The 13,225-nt window shown below is 54.9% G+C and carries 11 protein-coding genes and 1 pseudogene; 4 read left to right on the top strand and 8 right to left on the bottom strand.

What is annotated here, in order from left to right; genetic code table 11:
• Positions 1-20 precede the first annotated feature (20 nt).
• From ACN0V1_RS03885 to ACN0V1_RS03875, 3 genes are all read right to left on the bottom strand, one after another.
• Entirely contained in the window at positions 21-1,907 is a 1,887-nt protein-coding gene (locus ACN0V1_RS03885) for a monovalent cation:proton antiporter-2 (CPA2) family protein (protein ID WP_417543743.1), read from the bottom strand.
• A gap of 5 nt (positions 1,908-1,912) precedes the next feature.
• Positions 1,913-2,116 carry a hypothetical protein gene (locus tag ACN0V1_RS03880; protein ID WP_417543742.1) on the bottom strand — a complete coding sequence of 68 codons (204 nt, stop codon included), beginning with the start codon at positions 2,114-2,116 and terminating at the stop codon, positions 1,913-1,915.
• A gap of 62 nt (positions 2,117-2,178) precedes the next feature.
• Entirely contained in the window at positions 2,179-3,279 is a 1,101-nt protein-coding gene (locus tag ACN0V1_RS03875) for a mandelate racemase/muconate lactonizing enzyme family protein (protein WP_417543741.1), read from the bottom strand.
• Positions 3,280-3,461: 182 nt separating this feature from the next.
• Here ACN0V1_RS03875 and ACN0V1_RS03870 point away from each other — a divergent pair, with 182 nt between their 5' ends.
• The 3 genes from ACN0V1_RS03870 to ACN0V1_RS03860 all read left to right on the top strand — a co-directional run bounded on the left by ACN0V1_RS03870 (position 3,462) and on the right by ACN0V1_RS03860 (position 7,465).
• Positions 3,462-4,679, top strand: a complete 1,218-nt coding sequence (locus tag ACN0V1_RS03870; protein ID WP_417543740.1) for a polyhydroxyalkanoate depolymerase — start codon at positions 3,462-3,464, stop codon at positions 4,677-4,679.
• 155 nt (positions 4,680-4,834) lie between these two features.
• Positions 4,835-5,578 (top strand): 3-oxoacyl-[acyl-carrier-protein] reductase, encoded by a 744-nt coding sequence (fabG, locus tag ACN0V1_RS03865; protein ID WP_417543739.1) that lies wholly within the window; start codon positions 4,835-4,837, stop codon positions 5,576-5,578.
• Positions 5,579-5,671: 93 nt separating this feature from the next.
• Positions 5,672-7,465 carry a PHA/PHB synthase family protein gene (locus ACN0V1_RS03860; protein WP_417543738.1) on the top strand — a complete coding sequence of 598 codons (1,794 nt, stop codon included), beginning with the start codon at positions 5,672-5,674 and terminating at the stop codon, positions 7,463-7,465.
• On the opposite strand, the gene ACN0V1_RS03855 is transcribed toward ACN0V1_RS03860, so the two are convergent.
• The 5 genes from ACN0V1_RS03855 to ACN0V1_RS03835 are packed head-to-tail and all read right to left on the bottom strand — an operon-like array spanning position 7,462 to position 12,731.
• Positions 7,462-8,712, bottom strand: coding sequence for a diguanylate cyclase domain-containing protein (locus ACN0V1_RS03855; RefSeq protein WP_417543737.1), 1,251 nt, complete (start codon positions 8,710-8,712; stop codon positions 7,462-7,464). The genes ACN0V1_RS03860 and ACN0V1_RS03855 overlap by 4 nt on opposite strands.
• A 40-nt stretch (positions 8,713-8,752) precedes the next feature.
• On the bottom strand, positions 8,753-9,610 hold the full coding sequence (locus ACN0V1_RS03850; RefSeq protein WP_417543736.1) for an ABC transporter permease: 858 nt from the start codon (positions 9,608-9,610) through the stop codon (positions 8,753-8,755).
• Positions 9,607-10,488, bottom strand: a complete 882-nt coding sequence (locus ACN0V1_RS03845; RefSeq protein WP_417543735.1) for an ABC transporter permease — start codon at positions 10,486-10,488, stop codon at positions 9,607-9,609. Before ACN0V1_RS03845 ends, ACN0V1_RS03850 begins: the two co-directional genes overlap by 4 nt.
• Complete coding sequence (locus ACN0V1_RS03840; protein WP_417543734.1) at positions 10,485-11,636, bottom strand: ABC transporter ATP-binding protein; 1,152 nt, start codon at positions 11,634-11,636, stop codon at positions 10,485-10,487. The genes ACN0V1_RS03845 and ACN0V1_RS03840 overlap by 4 nt, the downstream gene beginning before the upstream one ends.
• Before the next feature lie 21 nt (positions 11,637-11,657).
• Entirely contained in the window at positions 11,658-12,731 is a 1,074-nt protein-coding gene (locus tag ACN0V1_RS03835) for an extracellular solute-binding protein (protein WP_417543733.1), read from the bottom strand.
• Positions 12,732-12,943: 212 nt separating this feature from the next.
• Here ACN0V1_RS03835 and ACN0V1_RS03830 point away from each other — a divergent pair.
• Positions 12,944-13,162 (top strand): annotated as a pseudogene (locus tag ACN0V1_RS03830) (hypothetical protein); the annotation flags it as partial.
• Positions 13,163-13,225 lie beyond the last annotated feature (63 nt).

Here is a 13,225-nt window from a genome sequence, read left to right as displayed (position 1 = left end):
CCGCTAAAACATAATTCTGATCAGTGGTGTTCCGGCGGCGTCCAGACCGGGACATCCGCGCGCTTCGGCTCTTCCCAGTCCCCATCCATGGCGCTACTCAGCGCCTCTTCCAGCTTCATGAACAGCTCACCATAGCGGGGGCTGAAGTTGATACCCTCTTCGATTTCCTTCCATGCCTCGAATAGCTGCTCTTCATGGGCCTGTTCATTTTCGAGAAATGCCCAGGTCATCTGTTTTGCCCGCATCGGGTGCACTCCCATGGCCGTGAGCGCATGTCCGCCAAGTTCCAGAGCAGAATGATAAGTTTCACTCATCACATCGTCAGCACCCGCTTCCCGGAGCTGATAGCCGTGGCCACGGTCAAATGCCCGCGCCAGCACCCAGACACCCGGGAAGAACTTCTTTACATGCTCTACCATCTTCACGGCGCGATCCCGGTCATCAATCGCCACGACCAACAAGCGCGCCTGTTCAATACCGGCTTTTTCCAGCAGATCGGGGCGACTGGCATCCCCGAAGAAACTCTTGATGTTGATCCGACGAACATTTTCAATCTGTTCGAGTTCGTGGTCGAGCACCACAATGGGAACGTTGTTAGCCCGCAGCAAACGGCAGACGATCTGTCCGAACCGCCCCACCCCGGCCACAATCACCGGTGCCTGCTCATCAATGGTGTCGGCTTCCCGTTCATCGTTGCTGGAACGCCGGTACCGTGGCAGCACGATGCGGTCATAAACGATAAACAACAGTGGCGTGAGGAACATGGATAGCGCAACAACCAGCGATAAAATCTGAGAGATGTCTGGCGGAATCACATGGTTTTGCACGCTATAGGTGAGTAACACGAAACCGAATTCACCCGCCTGCGCCAACCCCAGCGTAAACAACCAGCCGTTGCTGCTGCGGATTCCGAATACCTGTGCAAGGACAAGCAGAATCAGTGCCTTGACTGCCATTACGGCCACACCCAGAGAGACAACGGTGCCCCACTCTGCCACCAACACCTCGAAGTTGATTCCGGCACCCACGGTTATAAAGAACAGACCCAGCAACAGACCTTTGAACGGTTCGATGTTGGCTTCCAGCTCGTGGCGGAACTCACTGTTGGCCAATACTACACCTGCCAGGAAGGCGCCGAGGGCCGGCGAGAGATTTACCAGGCTCATGAGCGCAGCAATACCAATAACCAGCATCAGCGCCGTGGCGGTGAAAACCTCCCGCAGCCCGGACTTCACCACATAACGGAACAACGGGCGGCTCAGGTAATAGCCACCAACAATAACCGCTGCAACGGCCCCCACTACAACCAGAGCATGGGCCCAGCCCGGCAGCCCAGTCACCAGGCTCAGACCAGCAGGAAGATCCGACGAAGAGCTGGAATCACTATTCAGGCCCGACAATGCTAACAGCGGAATCAGGGCAAGCATGGGGATAACGGCGATATCCTGAAACAGCAAAACTGCAAACGTATTGCGCCCGCCTTCCGTCTTCGATAACCCTTTTTCATCCAGGGTTTGCAGCACAATCGCGGTAGACGACAGCGCGAAAATCAGACCGACCGTCAGCGCTGTTTGCCACTGAAGCCCGAGCCACCAAGCCACCGCCATTCCGGCTGCCGCCGTCAACGTTACCTGTAAACCGCCGAGCCCCAAAAGACGAACCCTCATAGCCCAAAGTGCCTTCGGGTCGATTTCCATGCCAATCAGGAACAACATCATCACAACACCAAATTCGGCAAAGTGCTGAATGGTGCTGGTTTCCTGCCCCACGAGGCCCATAACCGGCCCGATCACCACGCCGGCAACCAGGTAGCCCAGCACCGAACCCAGGCCAAAGCGTTTTGCCAATGGCACTGCGATCACAGCAGCCAACAGATAAATAAAAGCCTGAATGAAATAGGTGGTCATCTGGATCAGAGCTCGAGGAATCTGGGGGTGAGCATAAGTACAATACCCACAGCCACCAGAGCAAGCGTGTTCGTTACCAGATATGGGTACAGAATCAGGGCAATACCACAGTACCGAGCAACCAGATTCGACTGCCGCCTCCCGTAGATAAAATAGCCGATGCCAATGGAGCTGAAAATCAGCCCCCAAATCAGGTTAGTAGTTTGCATAGCGCAAAAGTCTCCAGCCAAAAAATCCGGCCACTCCAACAGCAGTGTCAAAATCGGCCAAATTACTCATAAACATGAAGCAGCGTCAGCTTCTCCAAATCCGGAGCCACACCCAGCCCCGGGCGATCACTCAGCGTCATCCGGCCGAAAGAAACCTCAGGCGCTCCGGTTGCCAACTGGGAGGTATTGTAATTGTGGAGATCCGTTGTAGTCAGCAAAGCTTTCACCGGAGTGCTGGCTGCCAGATGCGCATAGGCTGCCGTGGCTATTCCACTACCCCATGCATCTTCAATGGTCATGGCTATACCGGCATCCACGCACACGTCGCGAATGATCCGTGACGGCGTAAGACCACCGACCCTACTGACCTTCAGGGCCATGGCGTCCATGGCATCATCGCGCAATGCCCTTTGCACATCGGCCAGGGAGTTCAGGCTTTCGTCCAGTTTGACCGGGTGGCGGATTCGACGGCGAACCGAGAGACACTCTTCATAACTGTAACAGGGCTGCTCAAGATAGATCTCGAGATCTTCAAGCGCCCGTGAAAATCGCACGGCCTCATCCTGCCGCCAGGCCCGATTGATGTCGCACATCCAGATCTCATCCGCATGTTTTGTCTTGCTCAGCGTGCGAACAAGATCGATATCCTCCTCAACACTGTGCCCCAGCTTGATCTGGATACGGCGAAATCCTTCTGATCGAAACTGGCGCAAAGACTCTTCCATCTCATCCGGTTTCGCCAATGGAACATTTCGGTGCAGCGGCATGGACGGAGAAAGCAGCCCACCGAGCAAGGCATATACTGGAAGCCCGGCATGCTTGCCCAGCAAATCACAGCAGGCAATATCAATGGCCGCTTTGGCAACCGCATGCCCGGTCAGCGCCTGATCCATACATTCGTGGATACACGTGAGATGGGTGGGGTCCTCACCTACCACACTGGGCGCCAGCAGCGACAGGCAGGAGGGAATTCCTTCCGAGAAGGCCGCCATATAATTGGGGCCACAAGGGCAGACTTCGCCGTAGCCTTCCAACCCCGTATCCGTGGTCAGCACTACCACGGTGCTGGTAAACACCTGATGCGATCTCCCACCGGCAAACGCATACGCCTTGCCCGTGTACGTTAAGTCGGCGGCATACACCGCAATACTCTGGATACGCATGATGCAACTCCTTGAGCAGCAACGTTCAGTAACTTTTCAGCATAGCCGACACAAACGGGTGGCGCCGATATTCTCAGCCTCGGATTTCGCCTCATCAAAAACATGCTAATGTAACGTTCACGGTTCCCTAAGGCTCACTGGGACGATGCCGCAACCCAGAAGAACTCAAGCAGGAAAAAGCTATGATGTATTTTGCTCACGAGATAGGCCGTGCAGCGCTAACACCTGTACGTATGTTGACCGGTGCTCAGGGCGCCTTGCTCCGGCACCGCCTAAGCCCCTTATCCCGAATTCCCGGGGCACGCAGCATTGGTTCGGCCTACGGGGTATTCAGAGATCTTACCCAGCGTTACCCGAAGCCGGCCTTCAATCTGCACACAACTACCTGTGATGGCGAACAAGTTGACGTCCAGGAAGAGATTGTTTTGCGTAAACCGTTTGCGCAGCTAAAACATTTCCAGCGCAGCGTGACGCGGCCCGATGACCCGAAGCTGCTGATCATCGCGCCGCTGTCCGGGCACTTTGCTTCGCTGCTGCGTGGCACCGTGGAAGCCTTGCTTCCCGAACACGACGTGTACATTACCGACTGGCGCGATGCCTGTAAGGTTCCGTTGTCACAGGGCGATTTTGGCCTCGATGATTACATCGATTATGTCATCGATTTTATCGATCACCTGGGGCCCGACACACACGTTCTGGCTGTATGTCAGCCAGTGGTGGCCGCACTCGCAGCCACTGCCATTATGGCGGAGGATGGCCACCCGGCGGCACCTCGCTCACTGGCGCTGATGAGTGGCCCCATAGACGGTCGCGTAGACCCCACCGCGCCCTGCAAGCTGGCTACCAAACACAAGCTTTCATGGTTCAAGCGTAACCTCGTGCACCCGGTACCCGCGCCTTACCCCGGAGCCATGCGCAAGGTTTATCCAGGGTTCCTGCAATTGACCGGGTTTGTGAACATGAATCTCGGACGCCACGTTAAGGCCTACCGTGAGCTGTTCCGGTCCATTCGCGATGACAAAACCGACAAGGTTATCCGCCACCGCGATTTCTACGACGAATACCTGGCGGTGATGGACCTGCCGGCAACCTATTATCTGGACACTATCGAGCGTGTTTTTCAGGAGTTTCATCTGGCACGAGGCTGTTTCAAACATCGCGGACGCCTGGTGAATCCGGCCGCTATCCACAACACCGCCCTGATGACGATCGAAGGTGAGAAGGACGATATTTCCAGTCCAGGCCAGACCCGGGCCGCCCAGGATCTGTGTATCAATGTGCCGGACTCCCGCCGGCTGCATCACCTGCAGCCGGGTGTTGGCCATTACGGAGTATTCAATGGTAGCCAATGGCGCGAATCCATTGCGCCGCGGTTACGGGACTTCATCCGTGCCGCGTGACGGGTTTTTTACTTGACGCCTTGAGATGTCGCGGGGCCTCTGCTAGCTTCAAATTAGGTCTGCCTATCAGCAGCCCCGCGCGCAGAATTGATGTTTTCGACGGACAACAATAATTAATCAGAGTGAAGTACCAACATCATCTCAAGGAGAGTGCCATGCAAGACCTAAAAGGCAAGGTAGCCATCGTTACCGGTGGATCTCGTGGTATCGGCCGGCATATCGCACTTCAGCTTGCCCAACGAGGCGCCGACGTCGCAATCAACTATCGCTCACGCCAGTCCGATGCAGACGAAACCCTCAAGGAGATTGAGGCGACCGGCGTCCGGGCAATAGCTATCAAGGCAGACCTCTCAAAAATGCCAGAGGCCCGCAACGTGATTAAACAAGTTCACGACCAGTGGGGGCGCATCGACATCCTGGTGAACAACGCCGGTATCACCAAGGACAAGTCCATGAAAAAACTCACCGACGACGACTGGAACGAGGTTCTCGATACCAACCTGGGAAGCGTTTACGCAACCTGCTCCGAAGTGCTGAACATCATGCTGGAGCAGAAATTCGGGCGCATTATCAATATTACCTCCTTCGTCGGCCAGGCCGGCAACTTCGGCCAGGCTAACTACGCGGCCAGTAAGGGTGGCATTATCGCGTTCACCAAAACCATGGCACTGGAAGTGGCCAAGCATAACATTACCGTCAACGCCATTGCCCCAGGCTTTACCGAAACCGAAATGCTCGCTCAGGTGCCCGAGAACATCCGCGAAAAGATCGTTGCACGAGTGCCGATGGGCCGTTTTGGTCAACCCGAGGAAATCGCCCGGGCTGTGGTTTTCCTGGCAGCGGAAGGCGACTACATTACCGGCCAGCAGATTAACGTTAACGGCGGCGTGTATATGTAATACCACGCCGCGGTAGACGCATGGAACAGATGCGTCTACCGCCGTTTCTGACAGATCTGCGGCTCACGTGGCTGCAGAGCGGAGGCCCTGTAAATGTCTGAAAAACCCGTTAAAGCAACACCCAACCCCGAAATTGAGCCCAACGATATACCCCGCTCCCTGAAGCGTGTAAGCGTACACGGTAGCAATCTGCTGAAACGCTCGATAATGCGCCGGTTACGCGGCAGCCGTCCCAATCCGGTCAGCATCAAGAGCATAGCCAAACCCTTTGTTTCCCTGACCGGCAAGCTCGTCACCCAACCGGACACCCTGATCCTCGCGCAAGTGCGGCTTCTCAGGGACACCACCAAATTCTGTGCGGGCCTGGTGTCCAGCCGCATACGCAAAAAGCCACTGGCCGTGATAGAGCCAGAACAGGGTGACAAGCGCTTTCTCGACCCAAGCTGGAACGATGCAATGGCGTTCAATGCCATCAAGCAGGCGTACCTGCTCTCGAATCGCTGGATTATAGACACCATCGCTGATGTGCGCGGGATGGACAAACCTACGAGGCGCAAGCTGCGGTTCTACACCAGCCAGATGACCGACGCTCTCGCCCCGAGCAATTTCGTCTTGAGCAACCCCGAAGTACTGCGCACGACGATCCAGACCCGTGGCATGAACCTGCTGCGAGGGATCGCTAACTTGCTACGCGATCTGGACGAGGGCGAGGGGCCCATGCCATTTCGCATGTCCGACCCAGACGCTTTCGTAGTGGGTGAAAATCTGGCCAATACCCCGGGCAATGTTGTTTTCCAGAATGAGCTGATGCAACTGATTCAGTACAAGCCAACCACCGACACCGTGCACCGCCGGCCGCTGCTGGTGATACCGCCCTGGATCAACAAGTACTACATCCTCGATCTGGGAGAGAAAAAGTCGTTCATCCGCTATTGGGTAGAACACGGCCACACGGTGTTCGTGATTTCCTGGATTAATCCCGGGCCGGAACTGGCGCACAAGAGCTTTGAAGATTACATGCTTGAGGGTCCCATCGCCGCCATGGACGCCATTGAGCAAACCACCGGCGAGCGTGAGCTCAATACCGTCGGCTACTGCATTGGCGGCACCCTGCTCGGCTGCACTCTGGCCTGGCTGGCCGCCCGCGAAGACGACCGCGTTAAAAGTGCGACGTTTCTCAACAGCATGATGGATTTCTCCGACGTCGGTGACCTGGAAGTGTTCATCAATGAGGATTCCGTCAGCAAACTTGAGAAAGCCATGGACAAGCAGGGCTATCTCGACGGCGCCTCCATGGCGACCGCCTTCAACATGCTGAGGGCCAACGGCCTGATATGGTCATTCTTCATTAACAATTACCTGCTGGGGCGCGATACCGCACCCTTCGACCTGCTGTATTGGAACGCAGACGCCACCCGAATGCCTGCGGCCATGCACAGCTTTTATCTGCGCAACATGTACATGCACAACCGGCTGCGTGAACCCGGCGGCATTGAACTGGCCGGCACCCCGATTGATTTGGGAAAGATCAAGGTGCCGAGTTATTTCGCATCGGCCATCGAAGACCATATCGCCCCCTGGGTTTCCAGTTATGAGGGCTCCCGCTGTCTGGCCGGCCCGGTGCGCTTTGTACTCGGCGGCTCAGGACACATCGCTGGCATCATCAACCCGCCAGACCGGAAAAAATACGGCTACCGCCTCAACGATGACAGCAGCCTGGAGCCGGATGCCTGGTTAGCGGGCGCTGAACAGTTCGAAGGTTCCTGGTGGCCAGACTGGATCACCTGGGCTCAAAAGTTTGGTGGTGGCAAGGTAAAAGCCCGCAAGGCTGAGGAAGGAAAACTGCCGGTAATCGAGCCGGCGCCCGGAACCTATGTGCAGGATTAGTCTGCGGAGAAAAAACGAATACTGTTGGTGCCCGAGCTTTTGGCGGCATACATTGCCGTATCAGCATTTCGGATTAAATTAACGGATGTGTGTCCATCGGCAGGGAACATGGCAATGCCGATGGACACTCCAACCTGGAGCACTTCACCAAGAACCTCTACCGGTTCGTTAATCGAACGGACGATACGGTTCGCAACATTCGTAATTTCATCTTTTCCCTGCGGATTATTAAGGATGAATATGAACTCGTCGCCGCCCACTCGGGCCACCGTATCTGATCCTCGCACCAACGCCTGCAAACGTTTCGCCACCTTTTTTAACAGGTCGTCCCCAACGTTATGACCCAACTGATCGTTGACGAGCTTGAATCCGTCAAGATCAAGGAACATCAATGCAAAATGGCTCTGTTCGCGTTCGGAATGAAGAAGTTTCTGACCAATCCGATCCATCAGCAACGTACGATTAGGCAGGTCGGTCAGGGCATCGTGAAAAGCCAAGTGCTTGATGTGCTCATCTTTACGCCAGAGCGCCGTAATGTCGCTGAATACCGATACATAGCGCACAGGCTTGCCATCCTCACCGGGCACCATGCTTATGGTCATACGTTGCAGGTATAGTCCTCCATCTTTACGACGGTTCCATATCTCGCCATACCAGCGACCATTGGCTTTTATCTCCTCCCACATCAAGGCATAGAAGGCTTTGTCGTGCTGCCTGGATTGCAAAATACGAGGAGTTTGTCCGACAGCCTCGACAGCTGTGTAGCCCGTTATCTCTGTGAACCCGGGGTTAACCGACAGGATGGTTCCATTGACATCTGTGATCAGAACGCCATCCAGTGTGTTCTCAAAAACACACGCGGCCAGTTTGAGTTTCGCCTCGGTTTCCTTCAGAAGCGTCACATCGTTGGCCTGAATAGAAAACCCCCTCACCTTACCATCAGCACCAACATCAGGAATGTAGTGCCCGATGATATGCCCCTGGCTTCCATCGGCTTTATTCAGAGTGCGCTCAAAGCGTTGTGGTTCGCCAGCCAGGGCTGCGCGAATATGAGGTTCATTCAGGGCGAACAACTGCTCACTTACCAGATCCTGAAACCGGATCCCGATGATCTCCTCGGGCGGCATTCCAAACCACTCGCTGTAGGCAGCGTTAGCATAGCGGCAGCGTAAGTCTCTGTCCCAATAGCCCATCATATTCGGCGCACTATCAATGATGGTTCTTATGAATTCCTCACCTTTGATCATAGCCCTGGCCTGCGACCAGGCCGATAACTGCGAGTATCCATCACTGTTTATCCGGGCGCTGCGCAAACAGAGACACCAGAGCCAGACACGCCGATCCCACCATCAGCAATACCGAAACCGCATTTAATACCGGCGTTGAGCCTTCCCGCAGCCGATCAAACATGGCTATGGTGAGCGGAGCGTCGGAACCCACCAGCATCAAGGTGGTGTTGAAGTTTTCAAACGACATCAGGAATGCCACCACACCGGCACCAAACAGCGCGGGCTTCAGGAAGGGCAGAGTCACGGTTGCGATGGCCGTCAGCCGGTTGGCGCCAAGGTTCATAGCGGCCTCCTCCTGGGTAATGTCGAATTTGCGCAGGCGTGCGGAAATCACCAGGGTAGCAATGGTTGTGATGAAGGCAAACTGACCGAGAGTGACTAACACAAGGCCCGGCCGCAGAGTTTCGAAGTCGTAGTCAAATTGCACCTCAAACCAGTTAGCCACAGTACTGCTGAACACCAGAATAGAGACACCAAGTATCACCCCCGGCACTACCAGCGGCATCAGCATAAGCACATAAAGAAAGTTCTTGCCCGGAAACTGCTCCCGCTCGAACAAAAAGGCATTGCAGGTCGCCAGCACCAGGCTTGCCAGCGTGGTCACAACGGCCACCTGAACACTAACGCCAATGCTCTCAAGCAGAGCGTCATCATGGAGCAAGCCTAGCCTGGGCGCACGTTCACCCAGGTACCAGTCCAAGGTAAAACCATTCCACGGCAACGATGGGAACAGTGAATCGTTAAACGAGAATGCCGCCACAACCAGCAGTGGCGTGATCAGAAAGATAAAAAACAGTACCACGTAACACAGGTAAGACACCCGATAAAAACGGCTGCTGGAAATCGAGGGGATCATGACATCACCCGTGTAAACGACTGTTTGGTAATTTTAAGACCCAACCAGACAATGAACGACGACAATATCAGCAGCAAAATGCCGAAAGCGGCACCCTGCTCCCAGTTAAAACGGGTAATGAACTGGGTGTAGATCTGTTCGGTAAACCACAAACTGTCTTTGCCCCCCAGAAGCGTCGGGGTCAGATAGTTCCCGAGCGTCAGCATAAACACCACGATGCAGCCGCTCATAATGCCGGGCATGGCGTGGGGAATAACAATGCTCCTCATCACATGCCAACTGCTTCCGCCAAGGTCGTAACCGGCTTCAATCAGGCTGTTATCCAGGCTGTCGAGCGTGGTGACCAGTGGCACCACCATGAACAGCATGGACGTGTAAATCAGCCCCACCATAATGGCGACATCGTTATACAGCATTTCAACAGGCTGATCGACGAGCCCCAACCACTGCAACGCGCCACTGATCAGCCCGGTTTCCCGCAGTAAAATCATCCAGCCATAGGTACGTACCAGCTCACTGACCCAGAACGGAATCAGGCACAAGATAAACAGCGCTAGTTTCGGCCTGCCGGTAAGCACCTTTGCGATATAAAACGACACGGGGAAAGCAATAATCAATGTGAGCAGCGTGGCAATAACAGACATTACCGCGGTGCGAACGAAGGTATTCCAGTACAGCGGTTCGGTAAAAAATGCGGTGTAGTTACTGAAACTGAAACCGTATTCCCGCGATGCGATGCGCTCCCTCAGGGACACCAGCACCATATCGATGTGCGGCAGGATAATCAGCAAACCAAGCCAGAGTAAAATCGGCGCCAGCAACAGCCAAAAGCCAAGGCGGTATTGCGTGCGGTTGACGTTGCCGGCCTCGGCGCTCATTGCACAGCCTCCGGCTGGATCTCCGCCGAAACAGGGAAGCACAGACACTGACTAGCCTGCCAACTTACATACACCGAACGGCCAGGCTCAAGGGCATGAAAGTCCGCGGTTTGGGGGAGTGCAACGGTGAGCGCAGCACCTTCGGCGGTTTCCACCTGAAGCTGGCTGCGAGCGCCATCAAACAGCAGACGCAAGATAGTGACTTGCAGGCAGTTATCCGGCTCAGCCTCTGGCCGGGATGTGCTGATTTGCATCACCTCCGGCCGGACGAACACAGTAACGGCAGAGCCCAGAGATATTGGCTGCCCACCATGGCTCAAAAGCCGCACGCCGTGCTCAGTCACAACGATATTGAGCTGGCCTGATTGCTCCTTTACCGTACCCGCGTATTGATTGCTGTCGCCAACAAAGCTCGCCACAAAGGCCGTTTTTGGTTGATAGTAAAGCTCCTGCGGCGTACCCACCTGCTCAAACCGGCCATTGTTCATCACCGCCACCTGATCGGACATTACCAGCGCTTCTGACTGATCGTGGGTGATGTACACAAACGTCGTGTTGAACTCCCGCTGCAGCCTTTTGAGCTCAATTTTCATTTGCTCGCGAAGCTTCAGGTCCAGTGCACCCAATGGCTCATCCAGTAATAACACGGCGGGATTTAACACCAGGCATCGGGCTATCGCTATGCGCTGTTTCTGCCCACCTGAGAGTTGATCAATTCGCTTGTCTCCGTAGCCAGGCAACTGAACCTTGGCCAATACTTCATCAATCAGGGTAGCGTGTTCGCGTTTCGGAACACCTTTGCGCTTAAGCCCGTAGGCAATGTTCTGGGCAACCGACATGGTGGGGAACAACGCCAGATGCTGAAAAACCATGTTTACCGGGCGCTTGTTCGGGGGGGTATGCAGTACGGAACGGCCTTTAATCAGAATATCGCCGGAATCCGGTTGCTGAAAACCGGCCAGCATCCGCAACAACGTTGTTTTACCGCAGCCAGAGGGGCCAAGGATGGAAAAAAAGGCCCCGCGGGGGATGCTGAACGACACTTCATCAACTGCGCTGAACTCGCCAAAATGTTTGCTCAACAGGGTGCAAGCGAGATCTTCCTGCACCCCCGCATCGACATCCATGGCAAATGCTTGATCCGACATAGACTGCAACCTCAGTCGTATTTAGTTAGCGGCTTTCACCCGATCGAGTACCCGGCCCTCCATCTCTTCCAGGCCGGCCGGAACGGGGGGGTACCAGTTGATGTTATCGAGATCGGCTTCTGGAAAGCTCTCCTTGAACTGAGCCTTCAGGGTGTCATTAACAAAATCGTCACTGCCTTTGGCGGCTGTAAAGTTACCGGCAGATTCGGTAATACGGGCAGCGACTTCCGGCTGCATAACGAAGTTGATCCATTTGTACGCGGCATCGTCTGCTTTGGACTTGCGGGGCAGAACAAAGGTGTCGATCCAGCCCAGAGCACCGGATTTGGGCGCCACAAAGGTGATGTCCGGATTTTCTGAGTTCAGCTTCCAGCCACCAGCATCCCACGCCATTGCCGCAGACACTTCCCCTGAGCGCACCAGATTCAGAAGAGCATCGCCACCAGACCAATAGGCTTTAACATTGCTTTTACAGTCGATCAGTTTTGATTCCACCTTATCCAGAATGGCCTGGTATTTTTCCGTATCGCCATAGGCCGCGAACGGGTCTTCGCCAAGTGCAAAGGCAAAACCAATCAGGGTTGGGCGCTTAAGACGATATGACACGGAGCCACTCAGCGCATCATCACACAGGTCGGTGTAATCCTTTACCGTGGCGGCGGCCTTCCGGTTAACGATCAGCCCGCTGGTGCCCCAAACGTGAGGGACGCCGTACACTTCGCCTTCAAATTCTGTGTTCTTTTTGGTCGCCGCCAGCATGGACGGGATGATCTTTGCCGTCTCGATTTTGCTCAAATCCATTGGCTTATATATATCAAAATCGGCCTGAGCACTCACGATTCGGTCCTGGCTTGGCTGGGCCAGATCGAAGCCGGCGCCACGGGTGGCCCGCAACTTAGAAATCATGTCTTCGTTATTGGAGAGGGTGACTTTGACCTCAATGCCGGTTTCTTTCTCAAACTGCTCAACCACGTCCTGTGGCGCGTAACCGCCCCAAGTGAGCAGTCGGAGCGTTTCAGCCTGTGCTGAAACCGAAAATGCCGCAGTTACGGCAGTCACCATTGTCAGATACTTGAATTGACGGAAAGATCTCATAGCGTGGCCAGTCCTTATGAACGACGAGAAGCAATCTCGGGGAATTCATGACCTTAAATGTAGTGTGTTACAGGTTTTTGACAAGGTGCTGACTTGTTTCGCTCACTGACCAAAGCGCTGTAACTGCATTTCCTGCAAGCGACTCAGAGTGCGGCGGAACGGGAAAGCCAGCGCACCTGTGCTGTAGAGCTCGTTCAACGGCACCATAAAATATGCGGGCTGCGCTGCACTACCTTGATCTCACGGTGCCCAAGTCGCAAGGGCTCGCTGTGAGCCGGCTGCGGCCCCTTATTGAGCAATTTATTAAATGTGACTTTCAGAGCCCGCGGCTGGTTAACCCAATAGCGTTGCTGCCGTTCTCCCGGATGCAGGCGGTTATCATTGTCATCTCTCTGAAATACATGATTTTTATCCTCCGCGCCAACAACCATGGCGAGGGCGGCATCTTCGCGTTGCTGGCTCTGTTGCGGCCAGATCAGGATCAGGACAGCCGG

The sequence above is a fragment of the Marinobacter sp. genome, from assembly GCF_048266785.1.
In the GTDB taxonomy this organism is placed as follows: domain Bacteria; phylum Pseudomonadota; class Gammaproteobacteria; order Pseudomonadales; family Oleiphilaceae; genus Marinobacter.
This window is presented reverse-complemented; position numbering and strand designations above follow the sequence as displayed.

Bases quoted from the DNA above. Each gene is read 5' to 3' on its own strand.
- ACN0V1_RS03880 (WP_417543742.1), bottom strand. From the start codon at position 2,116: ATGCAAACTACTAACCTGATTTGGGGGCTGATTTTCAGCTCCATTGGC.
- ACN0V1_RS03875 (WP_417543741.1), bottom strand. From the start codon at position 3,279: ATGCGTATCCAGAGTATTGCGGTGTATGCCGCCGACTTAACGTACACG.
- ACN0V1_RS03840 (WP_417543734.1), bottom strand. From the start codon at position 11,636: ATGTCGGATCAAGCATTTGCCATGGATGTCGATGCGGGGGTGCAGGAA.
- ACN0V1_RS03835 (WP_417543733.1), bottom strand. From the start codon at position 12,731: ATGAGATCTTTCCGTCAATTCAAGTATCTGACAATGGTGACTGCCGTA.
- ACN0V1_RS03855 (WP_417543737.1), bottom strand. From the start codon at position 8,712: ATGATCAAAGGTGAGGAATTCATAAGAACCATCATTGATAGTGCGCCG.
- fabG (WP_417543739.1), top strand. From the start codon at position 4,835: ATGCAAGACCTAAAAGGCAAGGTAGCCATCGTTACCGGTGGATCTCGT.
- ACN0V1_RS03885 (WP_417543743.1), bottom strand. From the start codon at position 1,907: ATGACCACCTATTTCATTCAGGCTTTTATTTATCTGTTGGCTGCTGTG.
- ACN0V1_RS03860 (WP_417543738.1), top strand. From the start codon at position 5,672: ATGTCTGAAAAACCCGTTAAAGCAACACCCAACCCCGAAATTGAGCCC.
- ACN0V1_RS03845 (WP_417543735.1), bottom strand. From the start codon at position 10,488: ATGAGCGCCGAGGCCGGCAACGTCAACCGCACGCAATACCGCCTTGGC.
- ACN0V1_RS03850 (WP_417543736.1), bottom strand. From the start codon at position 9,610: ATGATCCCCTCGATTTCCAGCAGCCGTTTTTATCGGGTGTCTTACCTG.
- ACN0V1_RS03870 (WP_417543740.1), top strand. From the start codon at position 3,462: ATGATGTATTTTGCTCACGAGATAGGCCGTGCAGCGCTAACACCTGTA.